The sequence below is a fragment of the Geobacillus sp. FSL W8-0026 genome (genome assembly GCF_037966255.1).
GTDB classification, from domain to species: domain Bacteria; phylum Bacillota; class Bacilli; order Bacillales; family Anoxybacillaceae; genus Geobacillus; species Geobacillus icigianus.
The window spans coordinates 343,373-360,215 of the sequence record NZ_CP150194.1 but is presented as its reverse complement, the minus strand read 5'-3'; the positions used below and the strand labels follow the sequence as shown (position 1 = coordinate 360,215).

16 protein-coding genes are annotated in these 16,843 nt (G+C 56.2%); 2 read left to right on the top strand and 14 right to left on the bottom strand.

All coding sequences use genetic code 11. From position 1 onward, the window contains the following. Positions 1-141 precede the first annotated feature (141 nt). Together NST29_RS01955 and NST29_RS01950 are read right to left on the bottom strand one after the other, a co-directional pair. A complete protein-coding gene (locus NST29_RS01955) occupies positions 142-1,161 on the bottom strand; it encodes a DUF3048 domain-containing protein (RefSeq protein WP_033018430.1) in 1,020 nt (339 codons plus the stop codon). A 28-nt stretch (positions 1,162-1,189) separates the two neighbouring features. After that, positions 1,190-2,935 (bottom strand): adenine deaminase C-terminal domain-containing protein, encoded by a 1,746-nt coding sequence (locus NST29_RS01950; protein WP_033018431.1) that lies wholly within the window; start codon positions 2,933-2,935, stop codon positions 1,190-1,192. 97 nt (positions 2,936-3,032) lie between these two features. Here NST29_RS01950 and NST29_RS01945 point away from each other — a divergent pair, with 97 nt between their 5' ends. Next, positions 3,033-3,278 carry a DUF2892 domain-containing protein gene (locus NST29_RS01945; protein WP_033018432.1) on the top strand — a complete coding sequence of 82 codons (246 nt, stop codon included), beginning with the start codon at positions 3,033-3,035 and terminating at the stop codon, positions 3,276-3,278. Between the two features lie 533 nt (positions 3,279-3,811). Further along, positions 3,812-3,982, top strand: a complete 171-nt coding sequence (locus NST29_RS01940; RefSeq protein WP_324699179.1) for an EYxxD motif small membrane protein — start codon at positions 3,812-3,814, stop codon at positions 3,980-3,982. Here NST29_RS01940 and purD read toward each other — a convergent pair. From purD to purE, 12 genes are all read right to left on the bottom strand, one after another. Next, positions 3,936-5,228, bottom strand: a complete 1,293-nt coding sequence (gene purD / locus NST29_RS01935; RefSeq protein WP_033018433.1) for a phosphoribosylamine--glycine ligase — start codon at positions 5,226-5,228, stop codon at positions 3,936-3,938. The two genes, NST29_RS01940 and purD, sit on opposite strands and share 47 nt — an antisense overlap. 25 nt (positions 5,229-5,253) lie before the next feature. Continuing rightward, positions 5,254-6,792 (bottom strand): bifunctional phosphoribosylaminoimidazolecarboxamide formyltransferase/IMP cyclohydrolase, encoded by a 1,539-nt coding sequence (gene purH / locus NST29_RS01930; protein ID WP_339232630.1) that lies wholly within the window; start codon positions 6,790-6,792, stop codon positions 5,254-5,256. Then, the gene (gene purN, locus NST29_RS01925) at positions 6,755-7,387 is read right to left on the bottom strand and encodes a phosphoribosylglycinamide formyltransferase (protein WP_033018435.1); all 633 of its coding nucleotides are present in this window, start codon (positions 7,385-7,387) and stop codon (positions 6,755-6,757) included. The genes purH and purN overlap by 38 nt, the downstream gene beginning before the upstream one ends. Continuing rightward, positions 7,384-8,424, bottom strand: coding sequence for a phosphoribosylformylglycinamidine cyclo-ligase (gene purM, locus NST29_RS01920; RefSeq protein WP_033018436.1), 1,041 nt, complete (start codon positions 8,422-8,424; stop codon positions 7,384-7,386). The genes purN and purM overlap by 4 nt, the downstream gene beginning before the upstream one ends. Before the next feature lie 117 nt (positions 8,425-8,541). After that, the gene (gene purF, locus NST29_RS01915; RefSeq protein ID WP_033018437.1) at positions 8,542-9,954 is read right to left on the bottom strand and encodes an amidophosphoribosyltransferase; all 1,413 of its coding nucleotides are present in this window, start codon (positions 9,952-9,954) and stop codon (positions 8,542-8,544) included. Then, positions 9,930-12,161, bottom strand: coding sequence for a phosphoribosylformylglycinamidine synthase subunit PurL (purL, locus tag NST29_RS01910; protein ID WP_033018438.1), 2,232 nt, complete (start codon positions 12,159-12,161; stop codon positions 9,930-9,932). The genes purF and purL overlap by 25 nt, the downstream gene beginning before the upstream one ends. Further along, the gene (gene purQ, locus NST29_RS01905; protein ID WP_033018439.1) at positions 12,145-12,831 is read right to left on the bottom strand and encodes a phosphoribosylformylglycinamidine synthase subunit PurQ; all 687 of its coding nucleotides are present in this window, start codon (positions 12,829-12,831) and stop codon (positions 12,145-12,147) included. The genes purL and purQ overlap by 17 nt, the downstream gene beginning before the upstream one ends. Continuing rightward, a complete protein-coding gene (gene purS / locus NST29_RS01900) occupies positions 12,828-13,082 on the bottom strand; it encodes a phosphoribosylformylglycinamidine synthase subunit PurS (protein ID WP_033018440.1) in 255 nt (84 codons plus the stop codon). The genes purQ and purS overlap by 4 nt, the downstream gene beginning before the upstream one ends. Beyond that, the gene (purC, locus tag NST29_RS01895) at positions 13,070-13,798 is read right to left on the bottom strand and encodes a phosphoribosylaminoimidazolesuccinocarboxamide synthase (RefSeq protein ID WP_033018441.1); all 729 of its coding nucleotides are present in this window, start codon (positions 13,796-13,798) and stop codon (positions 13,070-13,072) included. The genes purS and purC overlap by 13 nt, the downstream gene beginning before the upstream one ends. A gap of 75 nt (positions 13,799-13,873) precedes the next feature. Continuing rightward, positions 13,874-15,169 carry an adenylosuccinate lyase gene (gene purB / locus NST29_RS01890; RefSeq protein WP_033018443.1) on the bottom strand — a complete coding sequence of 432 codons (1,296 nt, stop codon included), beginning with the start codon at positions 15,167-15,169 and terminating at the stop codon, positions 13,874-13,876. After that, the gene (purK, locus tag NST29_RS01885) at positions 15,166-16,323 is read right to left on the bottom strand and encodes a 5-(carboxyamino)imidazole ribonucleotide synthase (protein WP_235207583.1); all 1,158 of its coding nucleotides are present in this window, start codon (positions 16,321-16,323) and stop codon (positions 15,166-15,168) included. Before purK ends, purB begins: the two co-directional genes overlap by 4 nt. Continuing rightward, positions 16,307-16,795, bottom strand: a complete 489-nt coding sequence (purE, locus tag NST29_RS01880) for a 5-(carboxyamino)imidazole ribonucleotide mutase (protein ID WP_033018444.1) — start codon at positions 16,793-16,795, stop codon at positions 16,307-16,309. Before purE ends, purK begins: the two co-directional genes overlap by 17 nt. Positions 16,796-16,843: the final 48 nt, after the last annotated feature.

Sequence of the window (16,843 nt, the reverse complement as noted above, 5' to 3'; positions counted from 1 at the left end):
ACGGGGACGTTCCCGCCGCCGCGCAACGTGCCTCGTTTTTCTCTAACCGGCCCCGAATCTGTTGTGAGGGCGAGCGGATCGGGCCGAGTGGCTTTCCTCTTTGCTCCACCCCACCGCTAGGCGGGCCCCGCCATTGTTGCTTTATTTCCAGTGGACAATGTCCAGCGTCGGAACAATATTGATCCATGTCTTCCCGGGCACAAATCCGACTGGCCGCCCGTCGCGGTACGGCAGCAGCCGCCCATCAATGTTTTTCCATTCGATCGGCTGGATAACGCCATGTTGCAACAAATAGCCTTGGCCGCCTGCCGCCAAATCGATGGCGCGCCGCCCGTAGTGATCGACGACGTGATGGCGGGCGGCGACGATCAGCACGTTTTGCACGACAATCGGCTCATGCGTATCATAATCGATCGTCTGCTCGCCGCCGCTGGATCGAGCATATCCTTTTTGCTCCGGTACATACCGGTATTCCACCTGGGCATACGCCTGACGCGAATAAGCGATGTGAATCGTCCCGGCCTGCTCGCCGCGGGGCTCGTCATCGCGAAACGGCAGCGGGGCGACCTCGTCCGTCCACGCGTATCCGTTTTGTTTAGCCCCTTTTTCAATGTTGGCGAATGTAATGTACGAGTTGTGCGGCGCCTTGCGGAACGAAACGCGGTGAAACAGCGTACCGTCGTAAAACAGACCGTTCAAATAGTCGATGCCGCCTCCTTCAAGACGTGCTTTCGCTTCTGGGCTCCAGCCGTGGCATACATACAGTGCATGGTAGCCTTCGCTCAAGTCAATATAGTAATCACGTGCGCTTCGCACCGGTCCCACCCGTTCGGGCCGTTCGCTCTGATAAAGAGCTAAAAAGCGAGTGATGTCGCCTTCAGCAAGCACTTCATACACGATATCGGCCTTGCTTAGCCCTGATTGCGGCCGGGCTTTCGGATGGTTGTTGATCATGACGCCGACCACCCGCTGTTGGGAATCTTCATGAGCCGGCAATCCGGTGAGCGGAAATCGTTGTTTTTCCTCGGCCGCAGGCGCGGATGGTTCTGTCAGCGAAGAAGCTGGTGGCTCGGCTTGTTTTGCTTGTTTCTGCTCTCGTTCCGTCGTGCAGCCACCGAGCAAAAGCGCCGTGCACCCGATGATGAACAGCCAACGTTTCAATGGACACACAACCTTTTTCTTTTTTATTTTACCGCATTATCGAAGGAAAGAGTACCGTTTTGTGCATCACATCATAAATGCCCCGTTGCGTAATCCGAACGTACGGCAAATGGGTCGATTGCAGGAAAAACAATGAATACACCGGATCTTCGAAGCGATACCCCCGCTCGCGCATAAGGCGAACGAACGCGCGCTCTTCGGCGATCAGTGTCCTCATCTCGAGCGGGGACACCATGCCGGCCAACGGAAGCGGAAGCTCAAAGACAACGTTCCCGCGTTCGGCAAGCACTATGCCGCCGCCCAGTTCCTTCATGCGTTGGAATGCAAGCATCATGTCTTCTTTATGTTTGCCGATCAGAAGCAGATCGCCCGTGTTGGAGTAGGAGCTCGCCAAGCCGCCAAGCGCTGTCGCGAATCCTTTCAGCATCGTATTGACGCGCCAGCGACCGCGGCGATCAAGCAGCACTAAAAAACATTCGTCGTGATCATGGCCAAGATGGTCGCGCGTTGTATCGATCGACACCGAATACGGCTTTAAAATGACCGCATTTTCCATGCGCAGCCCCATCGGCATCGATACTTGCAAATCGTCTCCCTCAATCTCCCACGACAACGAGAGAGGCCCGAGACCTAATTGCCTCCAGTCGGGTGCTGGCCATATGGCAGTCTCTTCGCCCTCGCGCTTGACCCATTGGCCTTTCGCCAGCACTTGCACCGGCGTCGGGTCATGGGCGGAGCGCAAAAAGTTAATATGCGCAATCCGGCCGGTGGTGATGCTGCCGTGGAGATGCTCAATTCCATAGTGACGGGCGACGTTGATGGTCGCCATTGCATACGCATCGATCACAGGTACGCCGTGTTCGATCGCCATGCGAATAAGCCGGTCGATCACCCCGTGCTCGTAAAACGATGGCGGCGAACCGTCCGTTGTAAGCAGGCATTGGTCATAACGCTCAAGCCCGAGTGCCTTCATCTCCTCAAGCAGCACCGGCAAGTCCGGGCGAATGGAAGAATGGCGGAGGGTGACGGTATAGCCGTGCCAAAGGCGCAGACGCACTTCTTTCCCGGTCATCGCCTCATGATCGCCATCGGCGCCAAAGAGCGCCATTTTGACGAGCGTTTTTTCCGATGCTCCGGGAAAGTGTCCTTCGATTTTGCGCCGCCGCCGCTTCGCTTCCTGCATCCAGTACAAGATGATGTCATCTCCGCCGATCACTTTTGGCCATGAAGTCAGCTCTCCACCCTGAAGCACGCTTTCTTGGTCAAGCCACCATTTGATCCGGGCGTTGGACAGTGTCTCCTCCTCGCGTTCAAGCTCTGTCTGTCCGTCGAACCGACACCACCAATACATCGATGTTGGAAGCGCATTCATTTTTTGCAAAAATAAAAGCGATTGTTCGTCTTTCAGCTGTAAAAGCAAAAACAAGTTATCGTTCACCAGCGTCGTCGTTCCGTACAAGGCCGCATAATAGGCAAACGAATGGGGATTATATAATTGAAATGGATGAACATGCGGCTCCATGTAGCCGGGGACAAGCACATATCCGCGGCAGTCAACCGTCTCACATGACGGATCAACGCGGTCGGGAAGCCGATCACCGGCATACACGATACGGTCGCCATGAATCCATATATTCCCTTTCACCCATTCGCGGAAATACGAATGCAAATACGTGGCGTTGACTAACACTTTGGTCGGCGATTGTTTGCCATCAATCACCGCTGCTTGTTCGCGCAGCTCGCTGCCTTTCCATCGGTAACGTTGTTCGCTCATTGACACCCCGTCCCTTGTTTCCTAATCGTTCCATGTAATCATTTTAACGCACAAAAGTCATTTTCACAATACGAAAGATGAAAGGAGGGATTCACCGATGGCCAATATTGGCATTGTCAATGCGCTCATTCGCATTACCCTTGGGTTGACTGTCGTCGCTTGGGGGGCCGCCCGCTTCGCCCGCCGCCCATGGTGCACCTCCTATTTGTGGGCCATCTTGCTTGGGGCGATGAAAGTCGGGGAAGGCATCACTCGTTTTTGCCCTGTCACTGCGTTAGTTGAGAATATGCAGCGCCGGCAGCTACTTAATGAGGAAACAGAAACTGTCATCAACCCGACATAAACATGACAGCGACGCATCGATACGCAAGAGCTTGGGACAGCAATGATGGCCGCTGTCCCTCATCGTTCCCCCCTCTTTCTCGGCAGCGCCGGGCTGATCGGTTGCTGTTGAAAGGCCTTGGAAGGCTGGTGAAAAACGGTTGTTTCTTTTGAGCAATGGGGGATCGTTTGAAAAGCGATCCTGATGCGACGAGGCTTTTCTATTTGAAAAACGGGTTTGATCAGCGGCTTGTCCTCTTAAATCACCAGCCTCCTAGAAGGCCGGTGAAAAACGACTGCCACGAGCAAATCAGCGGCATCTCGCCAAAAAAGAAGGCTGATTTCGCTAAGTTTTTCTAACTGAGAAACAGATGGAATAGCACTATTTTGTACTAAATCACCGCCCCTCTAGAAGGCCGGTGAAAAACCGCGACACACACCAATGGGAGGCATTTTCATTCAAAAAAGAAAGCTGATTCTGCAAAGTTTCTCTAATTGATAAATGGGGGGATCAGTAGCATTTTACACGAAATCACCGGCCCCCTAGAAAAACTCATGATTAAGGCGAGAAAAAGGTGTCCCGCGCCCCGGGACACCTTCCATCCAAAGGAGTGGATCACCATGTTGCTGGAATATATGACCGATATGTCGTTTGTGTTGGCAACGTTAATCGGCGGCATTATCGCCCTGTCGTATGTGTATTTGCGGCGGAGGCGCGTTCGATAGCGCGCCGGCCGATGTCGCGGCGGTAAAACAAGCCGGCGCAGTCAATCGCCGCCAATTGCTCGTACGCTTTTTCCTTCGCCTCAGCGAGCGTCGCCCCTTTGGCCGCCAGCAGCAGGACGCGGCCGCCGTTTGTGTAAAGCGTTCCATCTTCGCGCTTCGTGCCGGCGTGGAACAACAACGCATCCGGAGCGAGTCGCTCGAGTCCGCGGATGGCCGCTCCGCGTTCGTAAGCGCCCGGATAGCCTTTCGCCGCCAGCACGACGCCAAGCACCGCTTCGTCCGTCCACTCGAGCTCCAGTTCTTTTCCATCCATCACCGCCAAGATCGCCTGAAGCAAATCGGTTTGTAAACGCGGCAGCACGACTTGCGCCTCCGGATCGCCGAACCGGGCGTTAAATTCGATCACTTTCGGCCCGGCCGATGTGGCGATCAACCCGGCATACAGGACGCCGGTAAACGGCCGTCCTTCCGCCACTAACGCTTGGGCGGTCGGACGCAAAATCGTCTCCAAGGCGATTTGGACCGTATCGGCGGATATTTGCGGCACGGGCGAATACGCTCCCATCCCCCCGGTGTTCGGCCCTTCGTCCCCGTCGTACGCCCGTTTATGGTCTTGGGCGATGGCGAGCGGATACACCTTTTCGCCGTTTACCAACGCCATAAACGAAAATTCTTCGCCTTCCAAATACTCCTCGACCACGACTTGGCTGCCGGCTGCACCGAATTGTCCATCGATGAGCGCGGCCTTCGCTGCGGCCAGCGCGTCTTCCACTGTTTGGGCGACAGTGACGCCTTTTCCAGCGGCCAACCCGTCCGCTTTAATGACGATCGGCGCTCCTTTTTCCTCAATATACGCTTTCGCTTGTTCATATGAGGAAAACGTCGCATGGTCCGCCGTCGGGATGCCGTATGTTTTCATAAGCTCTTTCGCAAACGCTTTGCTTCCTTCAATGAGCGCCGCCGCTTCGCTCGGTCCGAATAGGCGCAGCCCTTCCGCCATAAAGCGGTCGGCAATGCCGGCGGCCAGCGGCGCTTCCGGCCCGACAATCGTCAAATCAATCTTGTTTTGTTTCGCAAACTGAACAAGCGCGTCAAAATCGAGTTCATCAATGTCGACGAGCTCCGCGACTTCCCCGATGCCCGGGTTGCCCGGCGCGGCATACAGTTTGCCAACAAGCGGGCTTTGCGCCGCCTTCCAAGCGATGGCATGCTCGCGCCCGCCGCGTCCGACTACGAGAACGTTCATCGTCTCCCTCCCCTTTTGCCGCCGTTTAATGTTTAAAATGGCGCACGCCGGTAAACACCATGGCAATGCCATACTCATCCGCTTTGCGGATCGAATCGGCGTCACGAATCGACCCGCCCGGCTGGATGATGGCCGTAATGCCGGCTTTTGCCGCCGCTTCTACGGTGTCGTCCATCGGGAAAAAGGCGTCGGAAGCGAGCACCGCGCCTGCCGCCTGCTCCCCGGCTTGTTCAATGGCGATCTTCGCCGCGCCGACCCGGTTCATTTGTCCGGCGCCAACGCCAACGGTCATGCCGTTTTTCGCCAGCACAATGGCGTTGGATTTGACATGCTTCACAACGTTCCACGCAAAACGAAGCTGTTCGCGCTCTTTTTCGGTCGGCTCGCGCTTCGTAACGACGTTCCATTCGGCGTCCGCAAGCGTATACGTATCGGCAGCTTGGACGAGCACGCCGCCGTTGACCGAAACGAGCGTTTTTTCCTTACCGTTGGGCGCCGTGAAATCAAGGGTCAACAGGCGGATATTTTTCTTTTGCGTCAAAATGGCAAGCGCTTCGTCGCTAAACGATGGCGCGATGACGATTTCCAAAAAGATGTCATGCATCCGCTCGGCTGTTTCTCTGTCCACTTCTCGATTCACGGCGATAATGCCGCCAAAAATGGACACCGGGTCGGCCTCGTACGCTTTTGTAAACGCCTCAAGAAGCGTCGCGCCGACACCGACGCCGCACGGGTTCATATGTTTGATCGCCGCCACGGCCGGCTCCTGAAACTCGCGGATAAGATTGATGGCCGCATTGGCATCGTTAATGTTGTTGTATGATAGCTCTTTGCCGTGCAGCTGTACTGCGTTGGCCATCGAGAACGCCGCACCGAGCGGTTTAGCGTAAAACGCCGCCGATTGATGCGGATTCTCTCCATAGCGCAATGATTGTTTTTTCGTGTACGTGATAGTGAGCGTTTCCGGGTAGTCCTCTCCAGCGAGGTTTGTTAAATACTCGGCAATCATAGCGTCATATGCCGCCGTATGGCGGAACGCTTTCGCCGCCAGTTTTTGCCGCGTTTTTGCTTGGATCGATCCGGTTGTTTTCAGCTCCTCGATGACCGTTCGGTAATCGGCTGGATCGACGACGATGGCGACATCGGCATAGTTTTTCGCTGCGGCGCGCACCATCGTCGGACCGCCGATATCGATGTTTTCAATCGCCTCAGCCAGCGTCACGTCCGGCTTGGCGATCGTTTGCTGGAACGGATACAAGTTGACAACGACCAAATCGATCGGGTGAATGCCGTGCTCCGCAAGCGCTGCTTGGTGGCGCTCATCGCCGCGCACCGCCAAAATGCCGCCGTGAATGGCCGGATGCAGCGTTTTGACGCGCCCGTCTAAAATTTCCGGAAACCCGGTGACATCGGAAATCGAGATGACCGGGACACCGGCCTCCTCAAGCGCCCGTTTCGTCCCGCCGGTCGAAATGATCTCGACGCCGAGTTCGGCGAGCTGTTTGGCAAACGGAATGAGTCCTTCTTTATTGGAGACGCTGATCAATGCTCGTTTCACTGCCATCATTTTCGATCCTTTCTTCTTGTTGTTCCTTTTCCCCTAGCAGCATGCGCAATACCGCCGGATATAACTCATGTTCGACCGCATGAATGCGCGCCTCAAGCGCTTCGATCGGCTCTCCCGGCACGATCGGAACAGCGCGCTGGGCGATGACCGGTCCGGTGTCCATCCCTTCATCAACGTAATGAACGGTGACGCCCGTTTCCGACACGCCGGCCCGGTACGCTTGGCCGATGGCGTCTTTGCCCGGAAACGCCGGCAACAGCGACGGATGAATGTTGACGATTTTCCCTTCATAGGCGGAAAGCAAGGTCGGCCCGATCAAGCGCATGTAGCCGGCTAACGCGATCCATTCGACTTGTCGTTCTTTCAGTTCGCGCAAAATCTCGGTCTCAAACGCTGCTTTCGACGGGTAGTCTTTCGGGGAAAACACGAACGCCGGCACGTTTTCGCGCCCCGCTCGTTCGATGACCTTGGCGCCCGGCCGATCGCAGACAAGCAGGGCGATGTCCGCCGGCAGCTCGCCGCGCTTCGCCGCATCGACGAGCGCCTGAAAATTCGTTCCGCTTCCGGAAGCAAACACGGCCAACCGCTTCATGCTTTGCCCCCTCCGGTAAACGACACACCCGCTCCTTTTGCCACTTCGCCAATGATGTAGGCCGGCTCTCCTTGTTCGTCCAACCATTTGACAAGCGGCGCTGCCGTTTCCGGGCTGACGGCGAGCACGAGGCCAATGCCCATATTAAACACGGAAAACATCTCTTCTTCTTCAAGGCTGCCGTTGGCGCGCAAGAAGTCAAAAATCGGCAGCACCGGCCACGAGCCGCGTTGAATGCGGGCGCCAAGCCCTTCCGGCAGCATGCGCGGAACGTTTTCGATCCACCCGCCGCCGGTAATATGCGCCATCCCTTTGATCGTAAACCGCTCACGCACAGAGCGCAACTGTTTCGCGTAAATGCGCGTCGGCTTCAACAACTCCTCGCCGAGCGGAACATCAAGCGGCTCGTAAATGCGGTCAAGCTCCAACTTCGCCTGCTCGAACACGATGCGGCGCACAAGCGAATAGCCGTTGCTGTGCAAGCCGCTTGACGGAAGGCCAATCAACACATCGCCTGCTTGGATCGTTTGCCCCGTCACCAATCGCTCTTTTTCGGCAATGCCGACGGCAAACCCGGCCAAATCGTATTCGTCTTCCGCGTACATGCCCGGCATTTCCGCCGTTTCCCCGCCGATCAAGGCGCAGCCGGCTTCGACGCAGCCGTCAGCCACCCCCTTGACGATGGCGGCGATTTTTTCCGGTACCGCTTTGCCGCAAGCGATATAGTCAAGGAAAAAGAGCGGTTCCGCTCCTTGGACAGCGATGTCATTGACGCACATCGCCACACAGTCGATGCCGATCGTATCGTGCCGGTCAAGCAAAAACGCCAATTTCAGCTTTGTCCCGACGCCATCCGTGCCGGCGATGAGCACCGGCTGACGATAACCAAGCGCCGATAAATCAAACAAGCCGCCAAACCCGCCGATTCCGCCCAACACTTCTGGACGCATCGTTTTTTGCACGTGCTCTTTCATCAGGGCGACGGCCTGATAACCGGCCTCAATGTCAACTCCTGCTTGTTTGTATGCTTTTGCCACGTGAATCCCCCTTTTCTCCGCCTGCTGCGCTCGAACAGGCGCACGCCTTGGCGGCCGCTACTTTCCCCCAATAGCAGCGCGCCACGGTATTCATTGCCTGCGCCGCAGAGCTGCCTGTCATTTGACGGTCATGCACGGCCGGGCGATTGGGCTGATCCGGGTTGGGTATTGGCCGGTAAAACACGCCAAACATTGTCCGCGCTGCGGTGCGCCTTCCGGACGGCCAATCGCCGCCAGCAGCCCTTCTTGGCTAAGAAACGCCAGCGAATCGGCGCCGATTAAGCGGCGGATGTCTTCGACCGTATGTTTCGCTGCAATCAGTTCTTCCTTTGACGACGTATCAATGCCGTAAAAGCAAGGATGGGTGATCGGCGGGGCGCTGATGCGCACGTGCACTTCAACCGCCCCGGCTTCGCGGAGCATCGCGACGATGCGTCGGCTCGTCGTCCCGCGCACGATCGAATCATCGACCATCACGACCCGCTTGCCGGCGACCACGCCGCGCACCGGCGACAGCTTCATTTTGACCCCTTGTTCACGCAACGCCTGCGACGGCTGGATGAACGTCCGGCCGACATATCGGTTTTTAATCAAGCCCAATTCGTATGGAATGCCGGTCGCTTCAGCATAGCCGATGGCAACCGAAATGCTTGAGTCCGGCACACCGGTGACAATATCGGCTTCGGCCGGCGCTTCCAAGGCGAGCCGCTTTCCTAAGTTTTTTCGAGCCGTGTGGACGTTGATGCCGTCAACATGGCTATCCGGACGAGCGAAATAAATGTATTCCATGCTGCAAATCGATCGCGGCCGCTCCGGAGCAAACCGTTCCGAACGCACCCCTTCGCCGCTGATGATAAGCAGTTCCCCAGGCGCCACTTCCCGCTCATATGTGGCGCCGATGACATCAAACGCGCACGTTTCCGAGGCGACGACATACGCCGAGCCGAGCCGGCCGAGCGACAGCGGCCGAAACCCGTGCGGGTCAAGCGCCGCATACAGCGCCGTTTCCGTCAGCAACAAAAACGCAAACGCCCCTTCGATCTGGCTGAGCGCCTCTTTCATTTGCCCGACAAACGTCGGCGCTTGGCTGCGACGGATGAGATGGGCGAACACTTCCGTATCCGATGTCGTCTGAAAAATGCTTCCTTGCCCTTCGAGCGCGAGCTTCAGCTCGATGGCGTTCGTCAAGTTGCCGTTATGGGCGAGCGCCATCGCACCGGTTTGCGAGCGGAATAAGAGCGGCTGAACGTTTTCATAGCCACCCCCACCCGCCGTCGAATAGCGGACATGGCCGATCGCCGCCGAGCCAAAAAGCGCATCGAGCGTCCCGCTTTGAAACACGTCCGTCACCAAGCCAAGCCCTTTATGGCCAGACAAGTTTCCGCCGCCCGCCACCACGATGCCGGCTCCTTCTTGGCCGCGGTGCTGCAGGCTGTGAAGGCCGTAGTATGTGAGCCGGGCGGCGTCTTCATGCCCCCAAATGCCGAAAATGCCGCACTCCTCGTTCAATCCTTTGATTTCAGCAAGCATGGAATGGCCCCTTTCCAGACGTTTCGCAAGTCGTCGACCGAAAGGCGGATGATCGTTTCCCCCTGCTCCCCGTTCACGGTGAATGTGCCGTCATCCGTCACTTCCCCGATCCGTTTCGCTTCTACAAGCTGCTCAAATGCTTCTTGATGCTCCTTTTTCACCGAAACGACAAAACGAGACTGCGTTTCGCTGAACAGTTCACTGATGAGATCACCGCGGATCGTCACCTTCGCGCCAAGCCCTGAAGCCCCCCCCATGACACACTCGGCAAGCGCAACGGCTAAGCCCCCTTCAGCCACATCATGCGCGGACGCCACGACCCCCGCGCGGATCGCCGCAAGCAGCTGGCGCTGGCGGCTTGCTTCCACTTTCAAATCAATTTCCGGCGCTTTTCCGAAAATGCGGCCTTCTAGAAATTTTTGCAGCTCGCTGCCGCCAAACTCCGGCTTCGCCTCGCCGATCACGTAAATCAAGTCACCTGTTTGCTTAAACGATTGCGTCGTGATATGGGAAAGGTCTTCAATCAGGCCGACCATGCCGACAACCGGCGTCGGGTACACCGCCTCGCCGTTCGTTTCATTGTAAAGCGAGACGTTGCCGCTCACGACCGGCGTCTCAAGCGCCCGGCACGCTTCGCTCATCCCGTCGACCGCTTTTTCCAGCTGCCAGAAAATGTCCGGCTTTTCCGGGCTGCCGAAGTTGAGGCAGTCCGTTATCGCGAGCGGTTTCGCCCCCGAGCAGACGACATTGCGCGCCGCCTCGGCGACCGCGATTTTCCCTCCTGTTTCCGGATCCAAATACACATAGCGCGAGTTGCAGTCGGTGGTCAGCGCGAGCGCCTTATTCGTGCCGCGGATGCGCACGACAGCCGCGTCCGATCCCGGAGCGACAACCGTATTCGTCCGCACCATATAGTCGTACTGGTCATACACCCATTCCTTGCTGGCGATCGTCGGCTGGGCGAGCAGCCCAAGCAATGTTTGATTGTAATCTTCAATGTGCGGAATATACGGCGGCATCGCTTGAAACTCGCGGTAATAAGCCGGCTCCGCCGATGGTTTATGATACACCGGCGCGTCTTTCGCCAACGCGTCAACCGGAATTTCCGCCACTACTTCACCATGGAAAAACAGGCGGAGCATTCGATCGTCGGTCACTTTCCCGATCGCTTTCGCCTCGAGGCCATATTTCGCAAAAATCGCAGCGATTTCGTCTTCCCGTCCTTGCTTGACGACAAGCAGCATCCGCTCCTGCGATTCGGACAACATCATTTCATACGGCGTCATGCCCGCCTCGCGCTGGGGAACAAGATCCAAATTCATTTCAATGCCGAAGCCGCCTTTGCTCGCCATCTCGGCCGACGAGCTCGTCAGCCCAGCGGCGCCCATATCTTGAATGCCGACTAACGCATCGGACTTGACTGCTTCAAGACACGCCTCAAGCAGCAGTTTTTCCATAAACGGGTCGCCGACTTGCACAGCCGGACGCTTCGCTTCCGATTGCTCGCTTAATTCCTCAGAAGCAAACGTCGCCCCGTGGATGCCGTCGCGGCCCGTTTTCGCCCCGACGTACATGACCGTGTTGCCGACCCCGGTCGCTATGCCGCGCTGAATGTCCTCATGGCGGATGATCCCAACGCACATGGCGTTGACCAATGGATTGCCTTCATACGCCGGATCGAACTGCACCTCGCCGCCGACGGTCGGGATGCCGACGCAGTTGCCATACCCGGCGATACCGGCGACGACGTGTTCAAACAAATAGTTGACGCGCGGCGATGTCAATTCGCCAAATCGAAGCGAGTTAAGCAGCGCAATCGGCCGCGCCCCCATCGAAAAGACGTCACGGATGATGCCGCCGACCCCGGTCGCCGCCCCTTGGTACGGCTCGATCGCCGACGGGTGATTATGGCTTTCGATTTTAAACGCCACCGCCAGCCCGTCACCGATATCGACAATGCCGGCACCCTCGCCCGGCCCTTGCAGCACATGCGGGCCATCGGTCGGGAATTTTTTCAGCACCGGCTTCGAATTTTTGTAGCTGCAATGCTCCGACCACATGACGGCAAAGATGCCGGTTTCCGTGTAGTTCGGCAGCCTCCCCAGCATCGCTTCAATGCGGGCAAATTCTTCGTCTGTTAACCCCATTTCGCGATACAGCTTTTGTTCTTTGACCATCGCCGCGCTCGGCTCAAGCAGTAACGACATGCGTCTCCCTCCAATAATTGACGATCGATCGGAATAGTTTCAGTCCGTCCGCGCTGCCGAGCAAAGCGTCGACCGCCCGCTCCGGATGCGGCATCATGCCGAGCACATTGCCGCGCTCGTTGACAATGCCAGCGATCTCCGCCAAGCTGCCGTTCGGGTTTTCCCCATGGTAGCGGAAGACGATTTGCCGGTTTTCGACAAGGCGCTTTAGCGTTTGTTCGTCGCAATAATAATTCCCTTCACCATGGGCGATCGGAATGGTAATCACTTCGCCCTTGTCATAGGCAGAGGTAAACATCGTTTCATTGTTTTCCACGACAAGCTGCACCGGCCGGCAAATGAATTTCAGCCCTTGGTTGCGGCGCATCGCCCCAGGAAGCAAGCCGGCTTCAAGCAAAATTTGAAACCCGTTGCACACCCCAAGCACCGGTTTTCCGGCTTCCGCGGCTTGTTTCACGGCGGCCATCACCTTGGAAAAACGGGCGATCGCCCCCGAACGCAAGTAATCGCCGTATGAAAAGCCGCCTGGAAGCAAAATGGCGTCGAACCGATCGAGATTTTCTTCATCATGCCAAACGTATTCCACTTCTTCGCCGAGTTCATCGGCGACCGCATGGTACATATCGACATCGCAATTCGATCCCGGAAAGACAATGACGGCAAACTTCATCGGGCGACGGCCTCCTCAATTTCATAGCGGTAATCTTCGATGACCGGGTTGGACAACAATTTCTCGCACATGTCACGGACCATCTCATCAAGGTCGCGATCGCTTTTTTCGATCACCAGCTCCATAAACTTGCCGATTCGGACGTCTTTCACTTCCGTATACGATAAGCTGTGCAGCGCCCCCTTCACCGCTGTCCCTTGCGGATCCAACACACTCTCACGCAACGTGACATACACTTTTACTTTATACATGCCGATTCTCCCCCTAACCGTTCGAGAATAACCTCATACGCCTCGGTTAAACTGCCAAGATCACGGCGAAATACGTCCTTATCCAATTTCTCATTCGTCTCAGCGTCCCAAAGCCGGCACGTATCCGGCGACACCTCATCCGCTAAAAGGATCGCGCCGTCCGCCGTGCGGCCAAACTCCAACTTAAAATCAATTAATCTCACTTTTCGCTCGGCAAAATGGGCGCGCAACACGTCGTTCACTTTCAGCACTTCGCTTTTCAGCCAGACGATCTCCTCGCGGCTCGCGAGCTTCAAAATCGCAATGTGGTCTTCGACGAGCAGCGGGTCGCCAAGGTCATCGTTTTTGTAGTAAAACTCGACAAGTGGAGTTTCAAGCGGAGTCCCTTCCGCCAAGCCGAGACGTTTCGCCAAACTCCCGGCCACAACGTTGCGGACCACGACTTCCAGCGGGATGATCGTCACGCGTCGGACCAATTGTTCCGTTGGCGACAGCTTTTCAATAAAATGATTGGCAACGCCTGCTTCTTTCAATTTCGTAAACAACAAACTGGAAATCTCGTTATTGAGCCGCCCTTTGCCGGCGATCGTCGCCTTTTTCTCGCCGTTAAACGCCGTGGCGCTGTCTTTGTACTCGACCCAAAGGACATCCGGTTCATCCGTCGCGTAAATTTTTTTCGCTTTCCCTTCATACAACAGCTGTTGTTTTGCCGGCATGATGCAAGCCTCCGTTATCCAGAAGATTGAAAATTTTTCGTGTAACCGGCCAGCATGAGGCCAGCCGGCTTCCACTTACTCTAATCCTAAGCGGGCAAAAATCGTATCGACGTGTTTCAAATGGTGGCGGTAATCAAAGCAATCGTCGAGTTCTTCTTTCGTCAACCGGCTCGTAATCCGCTCATCCGCCTCGAGAAGCGAGCGGAACGGCACTTGTCTCTCCCACGCTTCCATCGCTTTCGGCTGCACTAAATCGTACGCCTCCTCGCGCGTCATCCCTTTGTCAATCAAAGCGAGCAAGACGCGCTGCGAGTAAATGAGCCCGAATGTGCGCTCCATATTTTTCTTCATATTTTCCGGATACACTAACAAGTTTTTCACAATGTTAGCAAACCGGTTCAACATATAGTTCAACGCGATCGTCGCATCCGGCAAAATGATGCGCTCCGCTGACGAATGGGAAATGTCGCGCTCATGCCAAAGCGGCACATTTTCATACGCCGTCACCATATACCCGCGAATGACGCGCGCCATGCCGGTCATGTTTTCCGAACCGATCGGATTGCGCTTATGCGGCATCGCTGACGAACCTTTTTGCCCTTTGGCAAAAAACTCCTCGACTTCACGCACTTCGCTTTTTTGCAAGCCGCGAATTTCTACAGCAAATTTTTCAATCGATGTCGCGATGAGCGCGAGCGTCGCCATGTAGTAGGCGTGGCGGTCGCGCTGAAGCGTTTGTGTCGAAATCGGCGCCGGCGTTAACCCGAGCTTTTCGCACACATATTGCTCGACAAATGGGTCAATGTTGGCATACGTGCCGACCGCGCCGGAAATTTTCCCGACCTCGACCATCTTCGCCGCTTGTTCAAACCGCTCTAAATTCCGTTCCATTTCCGCATACCAAAGCGCCAATTTCAGCCCGAACGTCGTCGGTTCGGCGTGGACGCCGTGCGTGCGCCCCATCATGGCCGTATATTTATGTTCGCGCGCTTTCTCTTTCAGCACTTGAATAAAGGTTTCCAAATCGCGCCGCAAAATGGCGTTCGCCTGCTTTAACAAATAGCCGAGCGCCGTATCGACGACGTCCGTCGATGTCAGCCCGTAGTGCACCCATTTCCGCTCCTCGCCAAGCGTCTCGGAAACAGCACGGGTGAAGGCGACGACATCATGACGCGTTTCTTCCTCGATTTCTTTAATGCGGTGGATATCAAATGACGCGTGTTCCCGCAGACGGCGGACATCTTCTTTCGGGATGACGCCAAGCTCGGCCCACGCCTCGCACGCGAGCAATTCCACTTCAAGCCATGCCTGAAAGCGATTTTCCTCGGTCCAAATGGCTCCCATTTCCGGTCTTGTGTAACGTTCAATCATCCTCGTTCCAGCCTCCGATCATGCCAAATTTGCCACGATTCCACTCGCGCCAGCGCTTCCTCAACATCATCCGCCAGTACAGTCACATGGCCCATTTTCCGCTTCGGCTTCGCTTCGTGCTTGCCGTACAGATGGACATACACCGCACCGGTAAACGCATCAATTTGCCCAATAATCGGCTCGACATGCTCGCCTAAAATATTGACCATCACGGCCGGTTTTACCAATTCCGTCGACCCGAGCGGCCAGTTGCAGACGGCGCGGATGTGCTGGGCGAATTGGGACGTGGCACATGCATTGATTGTATAATGACCCGAGTTGTGCGGTCTAGGGGCCAACTCATTAATATAAATATCCCCGTCCCCTGTCAAAAACATTTCCACCGCCAACGTCCCGATGAGTGAAAACGATGCCGCCAGCGTCTTAGCATAACGGACCGCCCGCTGCTCGATGTGTGGTGGGATCCGTGCTGGAACGATCGTTTGATGCAAAATGTTCTCAACATGAATGTTTTCCGCCACCGGAAAAACAGCCGTCTCCCCGTCGCCGTTGCGGGTGACAATGACCGATATTTCTTTCACAAACGGCACCCAGCCTTCTAAAATACACGGGCCAAGGCGAAGCAGCTCTGCCGCTTTGGCAACATCCCCTTCTCGCCGGAGCACATATTGCCCTTTCCCGTCATAACCACCGCGCCGCGTTTTTAAGACACAAGGAAACCCGATCGCTTGGACGGCCTGTTCGAGCTCCTCCGCCCCATTCACTTTCACATACGGCGCCACCGGCAAACCGGCAGCGACGACCGCCTCTTTCTCCAACGCCCGATCTTGCGTCACCGCAAGCAACCGGCTTCCTTGTGGAACATAGGCGTTTTCCACAAGCCACTCAAGCGCCCGCACATCGATGTTTTCAAACTCGTACGTGATGACATCACTGACGCGCGCTAGGTCAGCTATTGCATCCAAATCATCGTACGGCGCGGTGATTTCTACATCCGCCACTTGCCCGCACGGAGAGTCGGGCGTTGGATCAAGAACCGCAACGCGAAACCCCATCTCGCGCGCCGCGATGGCCATCATCCGGCCAAGTTGTCCTCCACCGATGATGCCGATCGTCTCTCCCGGAACAATCCGCCGCTTAGTCAAGTTGATCACTGCTTTCCACAACTTGTTTTCGAATCGATTCTCTCCTTGCTTTGAGCGCCTCCATATAGCGCGGCTCAAACAGCCCGATGATCGACACGGCGAGCAGTCCCGCATTCATCGCCCCTGCTTTGCCGATCGCCACTGTCGCCACCGGCACCCCGCCTGGCATTTGCACAATCGACAATAACGAATCGAGCCCGTTCAATGCCTTTGACTGCACCGGCACACCAATCACCGGCAGCGTCGTTTTCGCCGCAATCATTCCCGGCAAATGAGCCGCTCCACCGGCGCCCGCGATAATCACCTTAAGGCCCCGCTCCTCCGCCGTTTCCGCATACCGGAACATTTCATCCGGCGTCCGGTGCGCCGACACGACTTTTTTCTCAAACGGGACGCCCAGTTCTTCAAGAATCGCACAGGCGTGCTTCATCGTTTCCCAATCTGAACGGCTTCCCATGACCACCCCAACTAGCGGGCTCATACGTTCCACTCCTTACCCTTAATAAACAAAGCCCAGAACATACATTCC